Origin of the sequence: Pseudoalteromonas rubra (assembly GCF_000238295.3) — a bacterium.
GTDB lineage: Bacteria > Pseudomonadota > Gammaproteobacteria > Enterobacterales > Alteromonadaceae > Pseudoalteromonas > Pseudoalteromonas rubra.
The window spans coordinates 627,511-651,774 of sequence record NZ_AHCD03000044.1 but is presented as its reverse complement, the minus strand read 5'-3'; the positions used below and the strand labels follow the sequence as shown (position 1 = coordinate 651,774).

The following is a 24,264-nucleotide window of genomic DNA, read 5'->3' as shown; positions in this document are numbered from 1 at the left end:
AGGACAGTTTATGAGTGTGATAAAAACCTTTTTCCTAGCTTTAGTGATGGTAATTTTGTGCCTTTTTGGCCAAACCATATTAAAAGGGCCTGTTGCGAAAGTGCCATATGCTAAGAGTACGGAATTCTCAAACAAAGATATCGCCTATCATTTTGAAGTACCGCAAGACGGCCAGATGATGCGTTTTGAACTCAAAGGCACAATGAAAATGAACTCCTGGAAAGCCATGGATATGGAAGTCTATCAGGCTGATGGCACTTACCTGTTCAGTTATCAGGATGACCTGTGGTCAGAGTCCGGCAGAGACTCAGAAGGCAACTGGACCGAGCGTAAAACTAAAGCCTCCTTTGCAATTCGGTTTGCGAAAAAAGGCAAGTATCAGCTGTATTTGACTGATCAAAGTAGCAACAATCAAAAGCTGAATAACACACGCTACTATTTTCGTGTTGTGCCTGTGCGGGGAGATGCCAGTGTACTAAAACCGCTCTTATATGTCGCACTCATTGTGGCTTTCTTGTGCTTTGCAGTGCTGGGCAACCGCTATGAAGTAGATAAGCCGCTGTCTGGCAAAACAACCTATAACAAAAAGCCCTATGGTCACAATCCATTTGGCGATCAAGCCCGCCCCTCACGTGTTCCTTTGTACGCTTGGTGTTTCTCTCTCGGGCTATTTGCCTTGCTGTTCAGCTGGGCGTATAAAAATGACGATGACATTAATTACGTCAGTTATGCCTATGGTAAGTCACATATGACGGTTGATCGCAGCATACGCCAACAAAGTATGTCTGGCGCAAATCACCGTGGTGGCAGTGGTCGGGGTGGTAAATAAGTGCTGAGAGAAAGTCATATCCTGCTATTTAGTATCTTTATTGCAGGCTTGTGCTCGATTGTCTATGAGCTGCTGATAGCTACCACAGGTGCTTATTTTCTTGGCGACAGTGTCACGCAGTTTTCCATTACCATTGGCGTGTATATGGCCTTTATGGGCGTGGGCTCATATCTGTCTAAATGGGTAAATGACAACACATTACTGGCACAGTTTATCGTTTACGAGCTGATGCTCGCGCTGATTGGTGGCAGCTCAGTCCCGCTGCTGTATTTTTGCTACGCTCAGGGCTGGCATTTTCAGAGTATGTCGATTGTGCTGACTGCCCTGATTGGTGTTTTTGTTGGTCTTGAGATCCCGCTACTATCGCGGTTAATGGAAAAGCACTACACATTGAAGGTCAACCTTGCCAATGTGCTGTCTATTGATTATCTGGGCGCGCTCATTGCCACTTTGGTATTTCCATTAGCGCTTTTGCCCTGGCTTGGTGTGTTTAAAACTTCATTGCTGTTTGGTCTGATTAACCTATCTATCGCTTTGTCCTTGCTGTGGTATTTTTACGATCAGTTTCCAAAGACACAGGCTCATCTGTTAAGGCTCTTTCTGGTCCTGGTGTTATCAACACTTGCGGGACTCATGCTATTCAGTAAAGCGCTTAACCACCACTGGAACGAGACGGTTTTTGAAGACCGTATTGTTCATAGCGAGCAATCACACTATCAGCAGTTGATCATGACCAAAAATAAAGACGACTTACGGCTGTATTTAAACGGCGGGTTACAGTTTTCTGCCATTGATGAGTACCGCTATCATGAATCTCTCATACACCTGCCATTGCAGCGGCAAACGGATACGCGACAAGTCTTGATCTTAGGCGGGGGAGACGGTCTGGCAGCCAGGGAGTTACTCAAATATCCACATATAGAAGCCATTACTCTGGTTGACCTGGATCCGGCCGTCGCTGAATTGGCGCGCAGCAATGTCCACCTAAAAAAGCTCAATCAGGATGCTTTACTGAACCCTAAAGTCCGGGTACTCAATCAGGATGCCTTTGTTTATCTGACAGACACCCGCCATAAGTACGACCTGATTGTGGTGGATTTACCTGATCCAAAAACTATCAGCCTTTCAAGACTCTATAGCAAACAGTTTTATACCCTGGTAAAACACAGACTGAATACGCAGGGGATCATGGTTACTCAGGCGACCAGCCCCTACTTTGCCAAGGAAGCGTTCTGGTCTATTCACAACACGGCAGCAGCAGCGGGCTTTCACTCAGTTACACCCTATCACGCTGACATCCCTTCATTTGGCAACTGGGGCTTTGTGATGGCATGTAAAGCGAAGTGCCCCATACAGCATCAAGCTTTACCTGCCACACGTTTTTATGATCCAAACATTGAGCCCCTGCTAATGACTTTTCCGGCTGATATGCATAACACCAACAGCAAAGTCAGCAGCCTGGATCAGCCGCATGTGCTCTACTACTACCTGGACGGCTGGAAATACTGGAACTGAGTCGCGCTTACGATCGCTTAGAAAGGCCAGCAATTGCAAGACAAGTCTGACACATCGCAGCTTTTTCCCTTCCCGCCGCAACTGGCGATATCACAGCCTACGCATGGGTCGCCGCAATCGCAACGACTCTCTTTGTTTTTCCGTTTGTCTTGGTTATCTGACTGTTGGAGGGTGATATACGCCTGTTCACAAGCATGCATCCGGGACTTTATCTGCTGGTATCCCTGCCAAGCACCGTCCTTTTTTACAATGTCCAATACAGCCTGTGAACAGCTTGTGCCCTGATGCACAACGGCATGAGCGCACCGAAACCCTTTATACGGAGAAAGAAAGCGTTGATAAAATCGTATCAATAATATGGCCAGATAATCCATAGCCCCCCCAATGTTGTATAACTCTGTGCAGCCTCCGATGAACTCATCTGGCGCTCGTCATTCCGAAGCACAACGGCATCCTGGAAGCGGAGAAAAGCGCATTAATCTGGTATAGAGTTTAAAAACGTCATTACCCTTTTAATCGACTCACTGCCATCTATCACCCCATCCGCAATATCTTCACAGATCCGCATGATTTCATTTCTTGAGCCAAAAGGGACAGCTTCCAGGCACTCGATTTCTTCTCCGGCAATGCGTAGCACATCATGAATATCTGCACATTCCGCGCGCTTAATCGCACTGAGGATAATGTGTTTTCTTTGCTGATTCGTCATTCAAAAACGCTTACTGCCCTACAATTTGCTTTTGGCGACAAAGGTTTTAGTCACAATACGCCACGCATTTTGACGTTTATACATCACTAAATAGTCTATGTAGTGTGTTTTCGGGGTGTGAAAATCCAGTTTAACCATCGCCATTTTATCATCTACGATATCAACAGATAAAATATTGGCTTCCCATTTATCCTTTGTGGCCTCCTTAAAATAACCAGCAAACTCCTTAAGTGAAATCACCCTGACCGTTTCTTGCTGCGTTTCTTTGTCTACCCGGATCATTTTGATATGGCCAAACTCTAAATCAAACGCTTGTGCCAGCAATGTCTGATCGCCCTTTGCTGCACCATTGAAGTAGGTATATGCGGTGTCAACAACAGCTTGATACTCAGTCCCGGTAACCGCTTCAGCTCGACTGAATGTAGAAACCAGTAGTGTTGCCGCAGCCATAGCTGTAAAGAATAATTTCATTATTTTAACTTCCTTTAAATTGTGTTTATGATTCACTGATTCAGCTAAAAGCAAAGGCTAATCAGGGTATATATTTATATTATTACGTAAGCTGGCTTGCATCTTAAAAGGCATATTATTAAGCATTAATACACTCACCGCCTCAATGGGCTCATATATCTCTCATTGAGATAAAAATCACATCAATGCAGATTTAAAGAAAACCTATCAAGTAAATTACATGCACTCAAGCAGGCTTGCGATGAAGAGTATCAACTTTGCGCTCGTTCGTTTTTCACAACTCGCTCTAAAATCGTCCTACCCCCTTCTATCTGCATCTACCTCAGCCATGATTGATTTTTACGAATACAGGCATCGAAAAATCCTATTAACAATTTTGCAAACAAAAAATTATACTCTCAGAGAATTAAGTAGATGCACTGACGACCGGGTAGATCTGGCTGGTCGACAGGTATGTTGAAGAAAAAAGGTAACCCTTATGACAACAACGATGATGTTTAAAAAGTCAGCACTGGCCGCATTGGTGGGTGTTGCGATCACGGGTCTGAGCGCCTGCGCAAGCAACAATGATGCTCAGCAAGCCAGCCACTCTAATAGCGAAATCAGTAAACCAAAAGGCGCCGTCGGTAGTGGTCATGTACCCACAGGCGTGGCCAAATCGAACCAGTTCTGGTGGCCAGACCAACTTGACCTGTCGCCTCTGCGTGATCACGACAGCCGCTCCAACCCACTCGGCGAAAACTTTGATTATGCTCAGGCATTTAACCAGTTAGATATAGCTGCGCTCAAGCATGATATGAACGAATTACTGACAACGTCACAAGACTGGTGGCCAGCGGATTGGGGCAATTATGGGCCTTTGTTTATTCGCCTGGCGTGGCACAGCTCTGGTACCTACCGGACACTAGATGGTCGCGGCGGCGGTGATGGCGGACAAATGCGCTTTGATCCACTCAACAGTTGGCCTGACAATGGCAACCTCGATAAAGCAAAACGCCTGCTTTGGCCACTCAAGCAAAAATATGGAGAGCAAATCTCCTGGGGCGACCTGATGATTCTGGCCGGCACCGTTGGTCTTGAGAATATGGGCTTCAAAACCTATGGGTTTGCCGGTGGCCGAACGGATGACTGGGAGCCTGATTTGGTCTACTGGGGTCCGGAGGTTGAAATGCTGGCCAGTGATCGCGAAGAAAAAGACGGTAAACTCCAGCGCCCGCTGGGTGCCACTCATATGGGCTTAATCTACGTCAATCCGGAAGGTCCCAAAGGTAAGCCCGATCCGGTAGGCTCAGCGAAAAACATCCGCGTCGCGTTTGGTCGCATGGCCATGAATGACGAAGAAACGGTGGCGCTGATCGCTGGTGGCCACACCTTCGGTAAAATGCATGGAGCCCACAAAGCCAGCAAATGCGTTGGCAAAGAACCTGGTGGTGCTGCTATTGAAGAGCAAGGGCTAGGCTGGAAAAACAAATGTGGCAAAGGCCACTCAGAAGACACCGTCACCAGTGGGCTGGAAGGCGCCTGGACTCAGGCTCCAACTCGCTGGACTACATTATATCTGCAAAACCTGTTGAACTTTGAATGGCAGCAATCCCGCAGTCCCGGCGGCGCGATTCAATGGATCCCAACAGACGAAGCACTACACACTTCAGTGCCGGATGCGCACGTTAAAGGGAAATTCAATTCGCCAGTTATGACGACCGCAGATCTGGCACTCAAGTACGACCCTGAGTATCGTAAAATTGCCGAACGCTTTTTAGCGAACCCGGAAGAATATCGCCTGGCCTTTGCCAAAGCCTGGTACAAGCTGACACACCGCGATATGGGGCCACGCACTCGATATCTGGGTAATACAGCACCCGACGAAGCACTGATCTGGCAAGACCCAGTCCCGGCAGTCGACCACGCGTTAATTAATGAAGCTGATGCCAAAGCAATCAAGCTGGATATTCTGAAAACCGGTATCAGCGTACCGGCGCTCATCCGCACCGCCTGGGCCTCTGCTGCCAGCTTCCGTGTCTCAGATATGCGTGGCGGCGCCAACGGTGCTCGAATTATGCTTGCGCCACAAAAAGACTGGCCAGTTAACAACCCAGACGAACTGTCCTCAGTTTTGAATCAACTACAAGCAGTTCAGGCTCGCTTCAACCGTGCTGCGGGTGGCAGTAAGCAAGTATCCATGGCTGATGTGATTGTCCTGGCAGGTGCAGCAGCCGTTGAGCAGGCAGCCAAGAATGCGGGTATCACCGTTTCTGTGCCTTTTACCCCTGGCCGTACCGACGCGACTCAGGCGCAAACTGATGTTGGCTCATTCACACTGCTTGAACCAAAAGCGGATGCCTTCAGAAACTATTTTGATGTTAACGCAAGCTACCGTTCGCCGACCGAGATGCTGATCGATAAAGCCGATCAGTTAAACCTGACTGTACCAGAAATGACGGTGCTGCTGGGCGGGCTGCGTGTACTCGGTGCCAATGCTTCAGGATCTCAACACGGTGTATTTACCGATAAAGTGGGCACCCTGAGCAACGACTTTTTCGTCAACCTGTTGAGCATGTCTCATCAGTGGCAGAAAACCAGTCAGGCGGGCCTCTACGAGAGCATTGACCGAAGCACAGGCGAGCAACGCTTTACGGCCACCAGCGTCGATTTAATCTTTGGCTCAAACTCTGAGTTGCGCGCCGTGGCCGAAGTCTATGCGTATGACAACGCCCAGCAAAAGTTTGCAGAGGACTTTGTTAAAGCCTGGCACAAAGTCATGCAGCTGGACCGCTTTGATTTGCGCCATCAGTTGTAATCACACCCCAATTGTCAGTGCCTGTCATTACAGGCACTGACACGCAAGCAACTCACCGCACTGGCCATCCTTTTTCCCGCTCACACTCAGTCAAAGGTATCTGTCACGTGCCCTACACCAACAATCTGACCTTGTTGACGAATTTCGAACTTTGTACCCAATTTTATCGCCATAGACTTATTTAGTCTGACAGTTACATGTAGCTCATCGCCTGGCATCATCATTTCAATGTTCCGAGGCCAGTCCGCCGTGCCTGCCACGTCAAGGTAGTGGAGGCTAAAGTCAGCTTCAAAATCATTGAGCAAAGGGGTTCTGCGTCCGCCCTCTTCGCTGGTCAAGCAATAAACCCGTGCTTCAAAACGTTGACATGATTTCAGCGTACCCGCTTCGCAAAGCACCATCCCTCTTTCAATATCAGAGCGTGGGATCCCTTTGAGGCCTATCGCCGCGCTATCCCCCGCACTCACCCTTTCTTGTGGGTGTGCCCCAATATCAATGCTTGAGCAACTTGTCTGTCGTGTATCTCTGATACCAACCAGCTCAATGGGGTCATGTACTCGTATAGTACCTGTTTCAATTCTGCTATAAGCTTGCGTATCACGACGCGGTAAGGTAAATATGTCCTCAACAGGCATCATAAAAGGCTGGTCTTTAAATAATACCGGGTCTATAAAATAGTCATCCATCGTCCTGATTAAGTCTCGTATTTTATCCTCCCAAACGGGCACGCCTTCAAGCGCTTGTAATGCCGAACCATAGATCACAGGTGCATTGTCACCATCAAACCCATAGCCATTAAGCTGCTCTCTTACAAGTGACTCGACAAGCCCCGTTAGCTCGTCGTACTGCTCCAAATCGCACTTATTCATAAATATTATGATGTGACTGACGCCGAAATCTCGCAATAACATCAGGTATTCGTCGCATGCTCTGCTAAAATCGGGGTCCTGACTGACCACCAGAATCGCGGCATCGACTCTGGTTTCGCCACTGTTGATCCCTTTAGCGTGGTCCATATAGTTGGGACAATCATATTGAATGCACACTCGGGCCGAGGATTCATACACCGCTTCTGAGCGGTAAAAGGTCACGCCAGATCGCGCTTTGTGTTGTGGCGCATTGTTTAATGCGGCAAAGTCTTGTGCTACCGCCATATGATCTTTTGCCAGAACCTGCGTGATAGCTGCGGTTAAGGTCGTTTTACCATGCCCTCTGGCACCGATCGTATCGATAAAAATAGCTTGTTTCATAAATTCATCGTTGCTTGCCATACTATAACTTCCTGACTCAGGTGATATTTAACTGACCTTCATTATGATAAAGGGTCTGCTTAAATATCAATGACACAGTATTACACCTGTGATACTGAAGCCGCAGTTTTAGACTGTTTGCTATTGTGTTTTTCGACTATGCTGGAATTTCAGCCAGAAAGGTGAAGGAGGTATTATCAATTTGGCTGACCCCTCTTCAAGAGCAAGTATTTAGACCTTTTACAATCAATACTGGCTATTTTACGGATCATTACCTTGCCTGATTTATTGCCGGGAAACTCCTGCAATGAATTACCCGGCTGATGGAAGTAATAATTATAACTTAAACTGCTCAACACAAGACTTGAGGTCGTGCGCCAGTTCACTGATTTCATGACAGGCATGAGAAATTTGATTTGCGCCTTCGGTCATTTCCACACCTGCCACATTAATGTTCTCGATATTTCGGTTGAGCTCTTCGGACACCACTGACTGCTCGTTACACGCTGCCGCAATTTGAGTACTCATGGCGGCAATGCTGTCAATTTCCTGCTCAATCTGACCAATGGTTTTACTGACCGTGTCAGTTTGCTCAACACACACGTCAATCCCCGTCTGACAGGTCCGGGTTGCTTCGCCAGTCTCTTTGGATTTCTGTTGCAAATCACTGACAATTTCGACAATTTGGGTAGTTGAATCTTGTGTCCGACGTGCCAGTGAACGCACTTCATCAGCTACCACGGCAAAGCCTCGCCCTTGCGTGCCTGCACGTGCCGCTTCAATGGCTGCGTTTAACGCCAGTAAATTAGTTTGCTCCGCAATCTCGCGGATCACGTCCACAACCACATTGATATTTTTAGAGTTCTTTTCAAGATTGACGGCCAGATCTCCCGCATGCGTGACAGTATCCGCCACCGCAGAAATATGTGAAATGCTGCTTTTCAGTGCCACACTCCCCTCGCGGGATTTCATGTGTGCCTGATTAGCGGATTCTGCCCCCATTTCTGTGCTCTGTGCGACCTCAGTCACTGCTGCCTGCATTTCGGTCATTGCCGAAGCAACGGACTGCAGCTCATTTTGTTGATTCTCCATGCCTTTGGCATTTTGTGCCGAGATCATATTAACCTCTTCAACAGCAGAAGAGAGCAAGATAGCGCTGTCATTTATTTTCACAACAAGGCCGTTTAGCTGCTGACGCATTTTCTCCAGTGAGACGAGTAAGGAGCCAAGCTCATTTTGACCCACAGAATCGGTTTCAATACGGGTACTTAGATCGCCGTTGGCGATATTTCCGGCCAGGTTCATGGCTTTTTCCAGCGGCCGTCTGACAGCGCCACTGAGCACAATACAGATCAATGCAATCATTAAGGCTGACACTAAGGTGCTCATAATAATGGCCTTAATCACTATGCTAACGGCCCTGACCGCTGAATTTTCAGCGCTGCCCACATTGTCACTGTTTATTTTTTCCAGTGCACTAAGCTCATCCATTGCTCTGGAAAAGGTAGGATAGCTGTTGAGCACAATGTCATTCGCCTGAGCTACTTTGGCATTACGCACCAGAGAATTGAAATCAGAGGTTGCGGCTGCATACTGTCGCCATGCCCGGGCAAAGGCCTCAAACTGGCGCTGTTCTATATCTGAAACGTCCAACTGGCTGTACAGATGTATTTTACGATCAACGCCGCTTCGTAAATCATTCAAAATAGACAACCACTCGGCCATTTGTGGATGTTCCGGGTTCATGGTCGCACCAAACTCGTCTTTACGTATGGTGGTCAAGTCTATTTTAATATCCTTCACTATCTCAACAGAGGGAATACTTGTTTGCACAATAAAGCCCAGATCATCGCGGACGCCACTCAGTCCGTTATAGGTCAGTAAACTCACTGCGAAAAAAACTAAAAATACAGATGAAAAACTCAGGCCAATTTGTTTGGTAATTGATAAGTCTTTTATTGCCATGCTCTTTATATAGGTCCCTAATTAGATAATGACTAAAGTGAACAAAAAACCGCCAGAGCTCGCCCCTCAGGTAGCACTCTAGCGGTTATCATAAAATACTGTATATTGAGTTAGCACAGAGGCATTTATGTTTGAAATCAGCATACCTATGCAGCAGTATGAATTATAAAACGCGCGCAGTACCAGCTGCGAGAGGCGTATAAATTCCACACGCCACAACTCAATATTTAATCAACCATTATAATGGATTGGCAAATGCGGGGGAATGGAATATTTATTAAGAATTCAGTATTAAACTGCTGTTTTTATAAATAAAAAACAAATAGAGATCAAAAAAAAAACCCTCATTAACAAGCATAAAACACACTGATTAAATACGTATTGAATCATTACAAAACCGAGTTGACCAATGACTCCTGTGCTGAATGATGTTGTGCTGCCATTGCAGCCCGAACTTGAACTATATTTTAGACCTTCGGCACTGACGACTTTTCTATTCAATGAGATAATATGCAAATCAGATTGCTTTTGGCCAATACTGATCTGAACCTGAGAGCAAAGCGTATCGTGTTAAAAGCAATGGGAACAGATTATGCGTGAACTAACCATATTTTATGACGGCACCTGTCCACTGTGCGTAAAGGAAATGACGGCACTGACAAAACGCGACACGGCGAAGCGGATCGCAACAGTAGATATCTACAGTGAGGACTTTGCACAGTATCCAACCATTGACGCCAATGAAGCAAATACGATTTTACATGCGCTCGATGCAGACGGTAATCTAATACTTGGTCTTGATGTCACACATCAGGCCTGGCGACTGGTGGGGATGGGATGGTTATACGCGCCACTAAGATGGCCAATCATAAAGCCACTCGCAGACAAACTCTATTTAGTGTTTGCAAAAAACCGCTACCGTATTTCTTATTGGCTCACCGGCCGCTCTCGGTGCGACAGCGGCGTATGTCGAAAATAAGGCATATGTTGTCTCCTCAAAAATTAGTGCGCCTGTGACAAAATAACGGACAATCTTTTTCTCTCGTTTTGTGTAAACAACGTTTGTGTCAGCGATGCCAGTGCGTCATCAGACGCGCCTTTTTCTAAAAGCTCAGACCGTCGTTGTTTATACTCGCTTACTCGCTGCGTCCAACTGGATTGATTGTGGCGAACTTGCATTAAACGCTGTGCTGCTGCATCTCCATACCGGGCACTGAGTTGATTGTAATCCATGTTGTGCCAACTGTGTTTTAACGTGATCAGGGTTTGGGTGGCTTCTATCGTTTGTCGCTCTGTTTGTGGTAACTGACTGATATGCGCGCCAATCAGCTCAGTCCGGGTCTGCTCGCTCAGGGTTTTGTCAGATAAAATCTGCCAGCGTGCTAAGGTCTGAGCATGCCAACGGTTCTCGCTTTCAAACCAAGCGGCTATCACTTCAGCGGAAAAGTACAGTCCCTGAAGCGTTTGCAGTGCTTCAAAACGCTCGTGCATAGTCAGATTAGTATCTACCTGAGTCAGTGCCTGTTTATAGGCCATATAATCGTGGGCGATATCCCTCAAACAGGGTGGTAGGCGATGTGTCTGTTGCGCCCAGTGCTGTTCCAGTTGCTCGTTTTGCAATAACAAAACCCAGTCGTCGAGCTGGTGCTTATGTGCCCGGGTAATGGCGCTGCAATGCTCAGGCTCTGCTGGCATCACAGCGGCAGACTGCGCTTTAATCTGGTGTGGCGTCTCTGTCACTACGCGTGCGGAGCCAGTCACTATCTCAGTGGTAACTTCAGGGTCTCGTTCGGATAACAGAGTCCAAAGACAGACACTTAGTCCAACACAACTGAGTGAAAGTAGACGCCAATACCTCATAGATTTAACCCCTTCAGGCGGCGAATATGCTGACGATACACAGTCAGAGGGTCCGTTTCGAACAGATGATGAATACCAATTGTCTGATTGACCTGATCCAGGTGGTTCATCTTAAAGTCATTGCCAATCACATTGCCCAGATTACTTGAGCAAGCGGAAACCAGGCCGTCATTGGCTTCGTCAAACACACCAGAGAACAGTAACAAAGCATTATCAGCCGGGTCCAGCAAATTGGTCCATGCCCGGCTGCCGCTCCAGGAAAAATAGTACACGCCGTTACTGGCCAGCGTTTCACCCTGACCGCAATACTGAGCTGGCACGCCTTCAGGATACTTTTGATTAAAAGCGATGGTGCCTTCAGTTGTCAGTGCACTCAGCGCTTCAAGGGCATCTTTGGGCGCCGTTGGCTTGCCTGATAACAAATCAATCAATCCAGCCAGACCATTGGCCAGAGACGCTAAGAACTGCTCCGAAAAAGATCCCTGATCCACACCACCACGCACCACATCAGCAAAGCGGCTACCCCAGTTAACCCCACCTATACTGGTTACCGACGCAACCCATTGGGGCTTAACCGATGCCACATAACGAATAGTTTGTGCGCCCTGGCTATGGCCTATCAGGTTGACTTTGTCTTTGCCTGTCAGTGCTCTGATCAACGCAACCTGCTCCAGCAATTGCTCACCGCGTAGTTCTGAGTTGTGTGCTGATGAGACTTCTGCCACATAGACGTTCCCGCCTTCCTGGCGGATCACTGAAGGCACCCGATAGAAATAATCGACCCCCAGTAAATTATCAAAACCAAACAAACCATGAACCAGCACCACAGGGTATTCGAGCTCATCATTACTGTGCGCCAGTTGCGCAAAGAGTGACGTCACGCAAAGTAAGAGTGAGAGTGTTATTTTTTTCATTTACCTGCTCCAAAAGTTACAATTTAGCAACAAAAGAGTAGTTCATAGTGGTAAGAGGTCAAGCCTCACTGTTTAAAAAACACACTAAAAAGTACCCAACGCTTAGATGGCGCAGGTTCATTAATTTGTCAAAGATGGCGAAGATTTTCACTTTATTAATTGATAAATAATGATTTTTTATAATAGGTTTGAATTTGCACTACGCATGCAAAGAAATGACCAAATACGTATTGTGTTGCAGATGCAAGAATTAGAGCAATTAAGTTAAAATTAAGGACCTATAAAAATCCACACAAGTGACTTTGAGGTTTGCTTATAGCCTCTGTAATAGATTGATTAATAATCAAAAAATCTTCCACACTGATACAACCGATTGCAATACCATGACCTGTAATGCCGATGTAATGTCAGGTTTAGTTGATTTGTCGTTTACTTGAACTAGTTTTTGGTGAGACAAACGCAGCGCCTGAACTTCCCAGTGTGATAACGCCGTCTGTTATCGTCAGCTCGCTTAGTTCTGACCTTGTCTCTTCTATATGTACCGTCGAAGTCTGTTTGCTATACAGGTTTAGCGCTCTCGGAGCCAGGTAGTCCGTGTGGGGTCGCACGTCAGTTCCTTTCGCAATAAACATCCGTAAGCGAGCGGCTTAACCCATAAAGGAACTAAAATGATTAAACTCGAGAACCCATCGAATTTTTTGATGGCAAAACCATTACAAAAGCCAAAAAAAGTGGTAGGTGGCTGGAGCGATAAACAATTGCATGACCACTTACAGTGGGCGGTTGACGTTGAGATGTACACCATTCCATTTTATATGGCTGCTATGTATTCCATTAAAGATCAATCCACTGAAGCTGGTCGCTTGATCAAGTCGGTCGTGAACCAGGAGATGTTGCACCTGCAAAGCGCAGCAAACCTTGCCAACGCCTATGGCACTGCTCTTGAGATCCGCGCCCCTCAGTACGGCACAACTATCCCACATCTGGATTTTGACCTGGATGATCCTAACCCGAAAGACATCTACTTCCCACACTCAACGGCCATCGGCGCGTTTGACGTGGAAAGACTGAATACCATGTGTATTATCGAATTCCCCACCTGGAAAGAGAAAGGCGGCACCGGTGCCACAGATGAATATGGCTCCATTGGCGAGTTATACGCTGCAATCAAAGCTGGCTGTGAAGCACGTGTTGATTTACTTCAGGCCAACGCAAAACAGGTAAACCACTTTGGAAACTTTTACCCTGATACGCAGCTGACAATCACCGAAGCTGGCTCTGATGGTTTGACGCAGGCTTACAACCTCATTGATTTAATCACCGATCAGGGAGAAGGGTATGAAAAAACAGCACAGTATATTCCGCCAGAATATCAAAATCGTGCGGATGATATTCAGCCTACCTGGGATCACTACGAAAAATTCACTTACCTGTTAAAACAGCCTTTGCCAGAAACCCACGCGATTGTGCCTTACGGTGAACGACAAAAGAGCCTGCAACAAATTCAGTTGCAACACTTTAGCGAATTTCTGGAAATCATGAATGAGACCTTTACGACAGGGAACACTCCGGATGACTTTGCGGTAGTGATGTACAAAAATGGCGCAGCAATCTCAGCCTGCTGGCAAAATGGCGTGTTGCCTTTGTTTTCAATGCCAAATGATCAATAAGGAATGCCATCATGTCTAAAACACTATTCAAAATTCATCCTGCTATTGGCATTGCACGCGTTGGTAACAGTGAAGAATATTACCTGGCGCCTGAGAGCATCGCTGCACTACCTCAGCCAGGCAAACCACAGAAAACCACGGGGGGATTGCCGCTCGATCCAGCTACAGGTGAAGTGATCACCAGCTCTCAATTGCGCGATGAGCAAGGTGCTTTTAAACGCCAGGCAGCACGCTTTCGTGTGTTTGCTTACACTGACGTTGATCAGCCGAGCTACCCTGAACAAGGCCATAGCCAGGAGCTGACTGTGGGCGCCAGCTTTCAGGGCAAAACCGTGACTAACATCAAATGGTGTGTGCATCTGGCCAATAAGAAATCGGCCTGGTTCGTAAACGACGACGACCACGGTGTCGTTGCCTACGAAAATGGTAAGTTCCCGGTGTTACGTAACCTGTCTGAGGGCCTGGACCCTTACAATGAAAGCCGGTTATCCAGACTGGTCATAGACGCAGGCCCACGCGTGGTTGACCGGGAGACGCCCGAGGCTGAGTTTGATAACAGCGAAGTAGCGGCTTACCTGAAAGACGGTAACAAAGTTGAAGTCGCGGATTACCCTAAATCCTTCCCGTATATGCACTTTGACTACCTGGATATCCCAGAGAAAAACGAACAAGTGACAAGTGCTGAGTTCAAGATTAAGGACGTGGTAGATCGCAGCGACATCCATAAAGCACGCACACCTTATGGGATCACCAGCCTGGGTGAGCTACACACAGATGCACAAGGACGTCTAATTGTTGCCGGTGGTTATGGTAAGGCTGTTGGCTGGAGACTCGATAGCAAAGACAAGCCAGTGCCGATTGAAGGACCTGTCAACAACGACCAGTGGTTTGACGATACGTCAGACGGCCCGGTGACGGCTGTGGTTGAATTTGACGATGGCAGCATCGAGGAAGTATTTGGCGGCTGGGCGGTTGTGACCGACCCCAGTTACGCGCCACAAACGCTGAATGTGGTTTCTCTGTTTGATGAAGCCTACGATACCTTTGTCAGAAAGCTGAATTTACAACCTGAGTTATATCGCGATGGTAAATTTAATCCGGATTATAAACCGGCATTTGATGACCACATTAAACCGATCTTTAAAGCGACCGGGCAGCAACTGTGGAACGCCTACTTACCTGAAATTGCCATCCAGGCTCACAAATCGGTAGACGCGATCGTTGCAGAGGATGATCCGGACCGCACCATTTTAGCTGGCTTAGCCTATATTCGTCAGCCTAACCCGGGCACTGAGGCAACCTGGCGCTCGCAGTCGATTGACGAAGGCGCACCACTGATGCCGCTGGCGTTAGGTGATTCCAGTGCTGCAGGTGGTAAACCGTTTTTAACCCCCACAGTTACTCAGTATCAGTTCCTGCACTGCTGGTCGAATCATAACTATGTGCACACCAGCGCGCAAAAGCTCAATGAGGGCGAATACCTGGATCGGGCGACTCTGCAAAACTGCTTAGGTGGACGCTTTAGCCCGGGCATAGATATGACCTGGATCATTCGCGAGCCCGCCATGTATCAGGACTGGCTGACCGGTGCAGGACCATTTCGGATCAAGCATAAACCGCTTAACTACTCGACAGCGCAAACCGAAAAGCCATTTTTGGGCTTGGGCTGGATCCCACAACATGAAGACGTCGAGCATTTGGGTTTAGAGCCAGGTGATGCCACTAAGTTTATGGCCCTGCCCTGGCATGCAGATTATAACTCCTGTGCTATTCACCAGACTTCGCCGAATGACCTCAATTCTGAAACGCTCTACTGGTCATGGCCGGCGCAGCGCCCGGTTACAGTTTATGTAGCGGAAGACTATGATATCAATAGCAAAGAACTACCGGCACAGCGTTACTCGGTGCGAGGCTCCGGCACTTATCCGCAGGAAAACTCTCCAGAGGATAAACATGATTTAGCCAATGCAGGGCGCTTCTGGGAATACCGGGAAATGCTGACCAAGTGGGACGACATTGGCGTAATAGTTCAGGGCACGGTGATTGATGATGGCAAGCAGTACGCTGACCATGTTTACCTTGAAGTAGAAAGCAGATTAAAGGGCTGTGAACCTGAGTTAGCCGATCCAACCCCCTGGCCAATGATAGGTGGTAATGGCACAGCAACGAAAAAGAAATAAGGAAATATAATGAGCGCGATTGATGACAGCAGGAAATTTGACGTGGCCATTGTGGGTGGTGGTCCGGCAGGGACAGCGACAGGGATCGCGCTACAAAATATCGGCGTCGGCAGGGTTTTCCTTGCCGAAGCTGGTAGTTACAGCAAACCCAAAATTGGCGAGAGTATTCCGCCTGACACCCGAAAATTATTTCAACGCCTGAACATTGCTAATGCCTTTGAACAGCAAGACCATGAGCCTTGCCTGGGCAGTTTCTCCAGCTGGGGCAGCGCACAACTGGGGTTTAATGATAACCTGTTCAACCCCTATGGCGCAGGCTGGCATCTCGACAGACGTCGCTTTGACCGGTTTATGGCAGATCAGTTTAAACAAAGAGGTGGTCACCTTGCCTGTGAAACGCGCTTTGCGTCTGTCTCTGTTGAGCACAACACGCCCTATCCATTGCAGCTATCTTTTGACGACCAGCCGCCTGTGCGATGTCGCTTTGTGGTGGATGCCACAGGTCAGTCTGCCATTGTTGCCCGCAGATTTGGCGCCCAACCCAAAATGCAGGATACGATGCTAAGCATTGCCGCTTATTTTGATTGCAAAGACACTGACTTAAATACACTCAAGCTGACTTTGCTTGAGGCCATCGACCTTGGCTGGTGGTATTGCGCCTCTATTCCGAACAACCAGCTGGTGGTCAGTTTGACAACCGATGCCCATATCGCCAAAGAACATGGGCTGAAAGACCCAAGAAACTGGTTCGCCCTGTTAAATCAAAGCGCACATGTTGCAGAGCGCGTGCACAGCCTCGCCCCGCCTGCACATTTACACTACTGGAAAACCCCCTCCAGTTTGCTGAATCCGCCGGCAGGCAATGGCTGGCTGGCGGTTGGCGATGCCGCATCCTGCTATGACCCTATCAGCTCTCAGGGGGTTTATAAAGCGCTGGCAACCGGGCTTAAAGCCGCACACGCCATCGCAGACTGGCTGGATAATAAGCCAACTACACTGGCTGAGTATCGACAATACATAGGCAATGAGTTTATTAATTACCTCAGCCAAAGAGAATACTTCTACCAACAAGAACAGCGCTGGCATGAGGCCGCATTCTGGCAGCAACGCCGGGCAAGCTGACGGTAATACAAGTTACCACTCAATAATCAACAAACATGCCCGCCAAGTCGGGCATTTTAGTTTTAAAATTTAGCTAATCCGGCAGTAATACCAATTTGCTTAATTAAGTGATCTATTTTGAGGCGAGAAAATAGGGTCGATAACAAGGCAAAAATTTTGCTATTTAGTTGTTCTAAATGAGAAATTTTTAACGCTGTTAGCGTCCTATTTGCTCCTTCAAATAGACCAGGTATTAAGTGAAACTGGTATAAGATCACTCTCCGCCTTTTAACCAGTCAGACTTTTCATAGGTGTACTCTATATTAAAGCTGCTATCCGGGTAGAGGGTAAAAACCAACCCCCAGATCTGCTCATTGCTTGTTTCGAGCAGGTTATCACGAAGGAAAAAGGCGGCACTGTGTAAATCAATTGCAGCCTGAAGCGGGATATCCACACTAAGGGAAGGGCATGTTTTCTGGCCTTTAAAGTGCTTCCATACCGTTTCAGCTGTCGCACCATCGCCAATTTCTAATATCATTTCCAGCTTATCAAATGGCTCGTCAGGGTCGAAGTAGGCACAAAGCACGTTTCCCAGAATATTGTATGCTTGTTCTGTGTTCATCGTTCATTCTCTTAGTCTGTTTACTGTTTAGGCCTGTGCAGTCTCTTCACAATAGCACTTAAATCACAACAACGAGGCCGCCCCTTGTGAGGAACTTGCAGAAACATACAGTACAATTACCCCATACGCTAAGAAAGGCATGATCAGTGTGTTCTGCAATGATAAATGCATAAGGTAAGAACGAAAAGACCAGAAACAATAAGATCAAAGCATACCAATTGGTTACCACGCTGCTCGTAGAAAGAGGGAAAGAAAAACACCTATTATTTCTTCCCCGGTGAGTCTGGCAAACTCTTAGAGCTGGTTTGTGTTGTTTTGCGCTATCGCCACATCGGTCGCCCGCGCGTATTCGACATAGTCGACATACAGCAAGTTGACTATTTTACCGTACTGATTTTTCTCAGGCAGCTCGACCATTGCACTGCCTAATGCCCGGTTTGCTTCTTTGGAGACTGGCCATACGGCTGTTGGCGGGGTGAGTGTCCATGAAAGTAAGAAGAGATCGCACGGCACGCTTGGATCTTTTTTGCATTTGCCGGTAAATTCCTCGAACTTCCTGAACTGGTCTTGTTTCATCGCGCTAAAACTAATTTTATCGGAATACTCATCGAATACGGTAAGATCAGCTTCAGCAACGGCTTGCGAATCCCAGTCTTTGTAAACCCAAAAACCTTGCTGTGGCTGATCAATCGCTAAATCATTGCCAATGGCGGCCATCATTGCTGTACCCTCGTTTACGTATTCACTGAGTGTGCCCTCAGCTAAACGCTTGCCTTCAGGTTTCGTTTTAACCATCCATGCACCTATTGCATCTTCAACTTGTTGACGAAATGCCGGGTAATTAGTGCTATTGATGCCATCAAAGTGAGAAAACTTAAGGATGGCAAGCTCCTTGTGACCTTGTTCACAGTAAGCACGAATGTCGGACAGTACCTCGGATAAGTCAGGCCCGGTAATTGGGCCGTGATATATAACAAACTTACTGCCTGTCCATTTGGGGCGCAAATCGAAGTATCTGACTCCAGCTTCTAATTGACCTTTAATGGACAAGTCTTGCGTTTTACCAAAGACGGCGAGTCCACCTTTATACATCCCCGAATCATGAGAAGCTGGCAGGGCCAAATCTGAGATGGTTCTGTTACCCAGTTCACTTAACCTGTCTTGCATCCATGAAGCCCGGTTTGTGAGCATGGAGGTGGAATACCACAATCCGTATAAAATTGTTTCTGAAGGGTGCACCTGCACTGCTGTGTTATTAGCAATACCAACAGAAGGACGCTGACCATCATCAAATTCAACAGCGTCACTTTGCCAGTCAATTTGAGTCCCGCTAATTTGGCCCTGGCGTTGATAAAGCTTGCCGCCCTGACTCCATACTGCTATCACTATCTCATCGTCGGTTAACGCGACACTTGGCGCCGTACCCGACCCAAACTCATGGCTGCTACCAAAGTCAATTTTGCTGCCATTCACTCGACCCACGTGATACCAGACTTTTGATTTGCTTTGAGACTGGTGCACTTCAACAACGTAGCCATTATTATTCAGGGCAACCTGAGGAACAGAACCTGAGTCGTATTCATGGCTGGAATGCCAATCAACTTTGCTCCCGTTTACCTGTCCCACGTGATAGTAAAGACCGTTGCTAAAGGGGCTTTGAGTCTTGTGAACTTCTACCACTATACCATCGTCATTGACTGCAACATGCGGTTCAATACCACTGTCGTACTTATGAGAGCTATGCCAGTTTACGCCGTTTGAAGACACATCTCCGACATGATAGTACAGTGTAGAGCCAGCCTGGTTTTTATGCACTTCAACCGCAACACCGCGGTTGTTGATTGCTACGGCAGGCGTGTTACCGTCATCATAGTGGTGACTGGGTCCCCAGCTTACAGTCGCTTTGTTTAAGTTGCCGAACCGATAGTAAAGCTTATAACCTTCTTCGTTCTTGTGTACCTCCAGTACCTGACCAGAAGCATTGATTGCTACGTTGGGAATACTGCCTGTGTCGTATTGTTCTGCCAGTCCAAAAAATACATCTTTCATCGGTTTATTCCTCATATTGACCGTTTAATAAGTGATGAAAGGTTAGAAGTCCCGGGGTAAGCTTGGTATTACATGATATTACGTGCAGTCTTAATGACTGTATGGACAGACGTTAATTAGCTGGCCACTCTTTAGCGTTTGTTAATTGCTAAAAGAGTGGCATAAACACACGCTCACCCTATGACTACTGCTGGATGATCGAAGCAAGTCGTTTTTTGATTATTGGGTGCGTTGTGGCCTGATAAAACGCCGTCAGTTTGCCGATATTCTCCTCTGATAACGTGTAGTCAGCACGCTGATATGTTCTGACAAACGCATCCACTGTATTCACATCTGGTGCACCGGTCAGGCTGGTGACAACCTGGTCCTGATAGGCTTCATTGTTCGCCAACGATTTGATTGTATTGCGCCTGACTTGTCCGTCTGTGTGAGTTAGATATTCGGGCAGCCTGTTCACCAAAGTAGGGTTTTTACTATTAGCGATTGCCAAAATAGCTGTTGGCAGCTGTTGCGGCTCAGTCAGTTTGCGCTCCAATAATCGCGCCACCTGCTGTGACTGAGCTGGCGAAAACTTATTCATCGTGCCAATACTCAGCAATGCAACGCCTGACAATGTTTGGTCAGAATGATCGTCTGCCACAGCTTGCAGGCTGGTAAATGCAATATTAGATGCATTTTCGATTCTGCCTAGTGCCATTGCGACCTTTTGCAAAGAGGGATGGTCAAGATCGCGTTCAATCAGCAAGTCAGCAAGGGTTTGTTCGGCCTCCGGTGTTTGGGCTTTTTGCAACGAATAGATCAATGCGGAGTTCAGACCAGCATGCTCCGTCAGGTAGGCCTTAATGGTGCTATGATCGTAGTTCTCTAACATGAATTTGCCAATTTCTTTTGCCAGCATGGGATCCAAAGAACCAGTTAACTGCTCCAACTGTGCCATAAAGTTTTCCGCTGTGATCGCAATCGGTGCAGATGGGTTATTATCTAACGAGGGGACACTCGCATTATGAGATGCGATCCAGTTGGCCAGAGCAAATGGCTGGTATTCTACAGGCTGTATTTTCACAGTTTGTACAACTTGATACTGCTGCGTGTTTTGCTGCAAAGTTTGCGTATGACTATACTCAAGCGTGAGCGGACCTGGCTGATTGGTCATAGTCTGATCAGCGTTTTTTAATGTGAGCAACCAGCTTTCTTGCGCTTTATTATTGGTTTGCCTCTCTTGCCTCACAATTTCTCTGCCAATGGCATTACCATCTTGCTCAAAGCGATATGTCGTTGATCCCAATGCATCATTGAAGGTTAGCGTTTCTGTTAGTGAATAGCTCATCAGATCCAGTATTTTTGGCAACACGGATAACGGATGAGACTGAGCTAATCCCAATAGGTCAGAGTGCACAAATTGCTGGCCGTCATAAGAAAAGTAAAACGGTAACTGCTGCGGCATGTGCTGAGTTTTGTTATCAGAGACAAATTCTATATCGGTTAACAGCGCGGCAGACCTTGAAGCATTCCCTAAAGCCTGATGAAAGTACATGTTCCAGGTTAAATCAGAGTGAGCAAACGCAGTGCCTTTATCACTCAATACAGCAGACTGTATATGGACCCGATATCCAGAGACATGCTCCTGGCTCTTGACGTGATTGGGGTTAGCAGTGCGCACGGCTTTAGCGTCTGGGCTCTGATAGGCCTGTTTAAATGACAAATTAGCCACGAAAACCAAGATGCCTAGTAGACTAAAAGAAGCCAGCGTAATCGTTATTTTTTTCATAAAGCTATCTCGAAATGGTGGCCTTATTCAGGCCACCAACATCCACGGGTTATAGATCTTCCCAAACAGGGCTTGCATATTCGTACAATACGGTTTCACGCGTATACAGCGGGTCCCATTTCAGGACATCCACATTAAACTGCAACAACCCCCACAGCTTTTTGCAGTAAGCCTGGATCTTGCCATCTCCACCAGTCAGCTTAGTGCTTACCTTCAGCTCCAAAAAGCCTTGTTCAATCACTTGTTCATCCTGAACAATGCGACGGATACCGGCTTCTACATAGCCCTTGCCCTTCACTTTCAATAGATTAACTTTACCTTTAACGCCGGCTTCAGAGATACCATGACCAAACGATCCATACGCCGAGCTAGACACTACACCGCCAACAAACGGCTCTACAGCAGCATAGACATAATCTGGGCGTCTTATCCCGTCTACTTCAAATGGCTCTTCATTGCCATGTCCACCAATCACACCACCCACGGTAAATTCAGCACCGGCTTCAATACCCGCACCAAATTTAACGCCTAGTTTGAGCAGGCCCAGAGGGTCAAGCGGCAGCTCAACTTTAGGCTTAATGGGTTCAGGGATCAGATCAAAATAGTACTCGACAGGATAGGTGATCGAAGCATCTAACAGATCGTCGCAGTTTGGCTTAAAGGCTGCGACAGTGTCTTCACCTACAGTAAAATTAAAGCTCATGCCTTGTGTACAATCCAGTTTGCTGGGGTTAAACGAAAACTCCAGCTCCCCGATGGACATTTTAAAGTTACGGTTATTCAGCTTTAGCCAGTTTCCAGCCTGATAGAAGCCTTGTGTAGCACCATTTTGCACCTGATCAACGTACATCCAGCCCTGTTGATCACGATACTGATGAGACTGGCCAATCACTTTGTTCTTTTGTATCGAACGCGCATTACGCTCTACATAACCAGGATCTTTATACAGGTAAGCATTTGCAACAGGTGACAATGTAATCGCAGAGATAACGCTCAACATTGCAGCGTATTTAAACTTCATAATTTCCTCATTATTTTATTCGAGTTTTAAAATTTCATTTCTACATATGTTGCGCAACACCGACAAATTACACCTTTTTCTTTACAATTTACTTTCAAAATTACCTTTTGTGGTAAATGAGGTTTTCGTTTGTATTTTGGATGAAGAATTAACACTTTAGTTTTATGTGTGTTTTCAATTGAATTTTCTAGAGTTTTTAGCCTAGAAAGCAGATGTCAGGCTATATTTCAGGTGCCAGTTGCAAAATGTACAGACTGCCACCCACCAGAATGATGCAAAATACAAAACAATAAAAACCAACATAGTTACAAACAACTGTCACACACCTCATGTAACAAGGATGGGTGATCTGTACTGTGCATTTAAGTACTATTACTCGACCAGATTAAGTTGTTTAAAGACCGGCCCAGGTTCAAAGAGGATAGGAATGGCGTTTACAAACAAAGATGTGTTAATTGTATTAGGCTGTACCAATGATGATAGCGGCGTGCTTTCCAGCCTGGCAAAAGAGCGTGCAGACAAAGCAATTGAAGTGCTCAGCAAGCATAACATCCGGTGTGTGCTTACTGGTGGCTTTGGTGCACACTTTAATGTCACAACAACGCCACACTACGAATATATGCGACGCTACATCGACAGCAAGCTTCCCCAGCCGATGCACTTTGTTCAGGGAATATCGTCAGCCAATACATTCGAGGATGCGCAAAAAACCAGTGAACTTCTGGGCAGTCTGGATTATAACAATGCGTATGTGATTACCTCTGATTTTCACGCAGCCCGGGTCGGCATGTTGTTCGAGTTATTCTGCAACAAACGCGTCAGACTCATCACATCAATCACTAAAAAGAATGCCAGAGAGTTAATCGAACTGATGCAACACGAAGTCAATGCAATCTCCTATGCCGCTGAGCTCAATAACCTTTAATGCGAATCGACAGAACGAAACAAGCATAAAGTGGCAGCAAACAGTCCAGCTATATTAAATTGCTATGCTTGAGAGCTTACTTTTTGCTCCCCACATTGATACCCTAATAAATTACTAACATGCTCAACCCTATATGGTTAATTCTGGAGTGCTAGTTTATGCAAAAGCTATTTTTTATTTTGATGGGCTTATTCTGCCTGCCCACCTTTGCTGCGGTAGGAGACAGTGTTAATACGCAGACACTGCCGATAGAGAATATAAGAGTGCAACTATACAAAGGGGACGCCTACCTGTATTTTTCACCTAAAGAAAAAGACTGGTCCGCACCGGGTTGCCCAGGCACAAAATTTGCCTATATTAGGGAAAGTGAAGCGGGTGCAAATTCCATTATGTCCGTCGCTTTAGCGGCGAGAATGGCCCAGATCCCGGTAAAATTCACTGGCATCTGTGGGGATATCAGCGGTAACCTTGGCTACATGCGAATTACCGATATATCAATCTAGTAAAAGCGCCACCGGGAAACGAAAGACACAGCTTTGATAGTCTTCACTTTTTCTTTGACTATCATAACCACGCGATACGGTTAAGCGCATTATTGAAGCTGGAGATCTGAGCAAA

General features: G+C 46.8%; 20 protein-coding genes. 9 read left to right on the top strand and 11 right to left on the bottom strand.

The genetic code is table 11. The annotated features are described in order from the left end of the window. The first annotated feature begins 10 nt into the window (after positions 1 to 10). Together PRUB_RS23605 and PRUB_RS23600 are read left to right on the top strand one after the other, a co-directional pair. Positions 11 to 829 carry a hypothetical protein gene (locus PRUB_RS23605; protein WP_010380272.1) on the top strand — a complete coding sequence of 273 codons (819 nt, stop codon included), beginning with the start codon at positions 11 to 13 and terminating at the stop codon, positions 827 to 829. After that, the gene (locus PRUB_RS23600; protein WP_010380269.1) at positions 830 to 2,344 is read left to right on the top strand and encodes a polyamine aminopropyltransferase; all 1,515 of its coding nucleotides are present in this window, start codon (positions 830 to 832) and stop codon (positions 2,342 to 2,344) included. Positions 2,345 to 2,361: 17 nt separating this feature from the next. On the opposite strand, the gene yidD is transcribed toward PRUB_RS23600, so the two are convergent. From yidD to PRUB_RS23585, 3 genes are all read right to left on the bottom strand, one after another. Next, positions 2,362 to 2,718, bottom strand: a complete 357-nt coding sequence (gene yidD / locus PRUB_RS26825) for a membrane protein insertion efficiency factor YidD (RefSeq protein ID WP_010380267.1) — start codon at positions 2,716 to 2,718, stop codon at positions 2,362 to 2,364. A 101-nt stretch (positions 2,719 to 2,819) separates the two neighbouring features. Next, positions 2,820 to 3,053, bottom strand: coding sequence for a hypothetical protein (locus tag PRUB_RS23590; protein ID WP_010380265.1), 234 nt, complete (start codon positions 3,051 to 3,053; stop codon positions 2,820 to 2,822). Positions 3,054 to 3,071: 18 nt separating this feature from the next. Then, positions 3,072 to 3,524, bottom strand: a complete 453-nt coding sequence (locus PRUB_RS23585; RefSeq protein ID WP_010380263.1) for a nuclear transport factor 2 family protein — start codon at positions 3,522 to 3,524, stop codon at positions 3,072 to 3,074. A 478-nt stretch (positions 3,525 to 4,002) separates the two neighbouring features. On the opposite strand from PRUB_RS23585, the gene katG reads away from it, so the two are divergent. After that, entirely contained in the window at positions 4,003 to 6,321 is a 2,319-nt protein-coding gene (katG, locus tag PRUB_RS23580) for a catalase/peroxidase HPI (RefSeq protein ID WP_010380261.1), read from the top strand. Positions 6,322 to 6,407: 86 nt separating this feature from the next. Here the strand turns inward: katG and PRUB_RS23575 are convergent, their stop codons facing one another. Then, complete coding sequence (locus tag PRUB_RS23575) at positions 6,408 to 7,592, bottom strand: GTP-binding protein (protein ID WP_010380259.1); 1,185 nt, start codon at positions 7,590 to 7,592, stop codon at positions 6,408 to 6,410. A 315-nt stretch (positions 7,593 to 7,907) separates the two neighbouring features. Then, positions 7,908 to 9,536, bottom strand: coding sequence for a methyl-accepting chemotaxis protein (locus PRUB_RS23570; RefSeq protein ID WP_010380257.1), 1,629 nt, complete (start codon positions 9,534 to 9,536; stop codon positions 7,908 to 7,910). 592 nt (positions 9,537 to 10,128) lie between these two features. Between PRUB_RS23570 and PRUB_RS23565 the strand changes: the two genes are divergently transcribed. Beyond that, a complete protein-coding gene (locus PRUB_RS23565) occupies positions 10,129 to 10,515 on the top strand; it encodes a thiol-disulfide oxidoreductase DCC family protein (RefSeq protein ID WP_010380254.1) in 387 nt (128 codons plus the stop codon). 23 nt (positions 10,516 to 10,538) lie between these two features. Here the strand turns inward: PRUB_RS23565 and PRUB_RS23560 are convergent, their stop codons facing one another. Further along, on the bottom strand, positions 10,539 to 11,396 hold the full coding sequence (locus tag PRUB_RS23560) for a lipase secretion chaperone (protein WP_081694276.1): 858 nt from the start codon (positions 11,394 to 11,396) through the stop codon (positions 10,539 to 10,541). After that, on the bottom strand, positions 11,393 to 12,310 hold the full coding sequence (locus PRUB_RS23555; protein ID WP_010380250.1) for an esterase/lipase family protein: 918 nt from the start codon (positions 12,308 to 12,310) through the stop codon (positions 11,393 to 11,395). Before PRUB_RS23555 ends, PRUB_RS23560 begins: the two co-directional genes overlap by 4 nt. 668 nt (positions 12,311 to 12,978) lie before the next feature. On the opposite strand from PRUB_RS23555, the gene PRUB_RS23550 reads away from it, so the two are divergent. Genes PRUB_RS23550 through PRUB_RS23540 form a run of 3 tightly spaced genes read left to right on the top strand, consistent with a single transcriptional unit; the run spans position 12,979 to position 17,282 of the window. Next, positions 12,979 to 13,980, top strand: a complete 1,002-nt coding sequence (locus tag PRUB_RS23550; protein WP_010380249.1) for a ferritin-like domain-containing protein — start codon at positions 12,979 to 12,981, stop codon at positions 13,978 to 13,980. Between the two features lie 11 nt (positions 13,981 to 13,991). Next, positions 13,992 to 16,160 (top strand): LodA/GoxA family CTQ-dependent oxidase, encoded by a 2,169-nt coding sequence (locus tag PRUB_RS23545; RefSeq protein WP_010380247.1) that lies wholly within the window; start codon positions 13,992 to 13,994, stop codon positions 16,158 to 16,160. Positions 16,161 to 16,169: 9 nt separating this feature from the next. Further along, positions 16,170 to 17,282: a tryptophan 7-halogenase gene (locus tag PRUB_RS23540; protein WP_010380245.1), complete on the top strand. Its 1,113-nt coding sequence runs from the start codon at positions 16,170 to 16,172 to the stop codon at positions 17,280 to 17,282. Between the two features lie 253 nt (positions 17,283 to 17,535). Here the strand turns inward: PRUB_RS23540 and PRUB_RS23535 are convergent, their stop codons facing one another. The 4 genes from PRUB_RS23535 to PRUB_RS23520 all read right to left on the bottom strand — a co-directional run bounded on the left by PRUB_RS23535 (position 17,536) and on the right by PRUB_RS23520 (position 22,721). Continuing rightward, the gene (locus PRUB_RS23535) at positions 17,536 to 17,883 is read right to left on the bottom strand and encodes a hypothetical protein (protein WP_010380243.1); all 348 of its coding nucleotides are present in this window, start codon (positions 17,881 to 17,883) and stop codon (positions 17,536 to 17,538) included. Positions 17,884 to 18,177: 294 nt separating this feature from the next. Further along, on the bottom strand, positions 18,178 to 19,932 hold the full coding sequence (locus tag PRUB_RS23530) for a PI-PLC domain-containing protein (protein WP_010380241.1): 1,755 nt from the start codon (positions 19,930 to 19,932) through the stop codon (positions 18,178 to 18,180). 184 nt (positions 19,933 to 20,116) lie between these two features. Next, complete coding sequence (locus PRUB_RS23525) at positions 20,117 to 21,700, bottom strand: hypothetical protein (RefSeq protein ID WP_010380239.1); 1,584 nt, start codon at positions 21,698 to 21,700, stop codon at positions 20,117 to 20,119. A gap of 49 nt (positions 21,701 to 21,749) precedes the next feature. Continuing rightward, positions 21,750 to 22,721, bottom strand: a complete 972-nt coding sequence (locus tag PRUB_RS23520; RefSeq protein WP_010380237.1) for a hypothetical protein — start codon at positions 22,719 to 22,721, stop codon at positions 21,750 to 21,752. A 427-nt stretch (positions 22,722 to 23,148) separates the two neighbouring features. Here PRUB_RS23520 and PRUB_RS23515 point away from each other — a divergent pair, with 427 nt between their 5' ends. After that, entirely contained in the window at positions 23,149 to 23,646 is a 498-nt protein-coding gene (locus PRUB_RS23515) for a YdcF family protein (protein ID WP_010380235.1), read from the top strand. Positions 23,647 to 23,804: 158 nt separating this feature from the next. Further along, positions 23,805 to 24,149, top strand: a complete 345-nt coding sequence (locus PRUB_RS23510; protein ID WP_010380233.1) for a hypothetical protein — start codon at positions 23,805 to 23,807, stop codon at positions 24,147 to 24,149. The last annotated feature ends 115 nt before the right edge of the window (positions 24,150 to 24,264 follow it).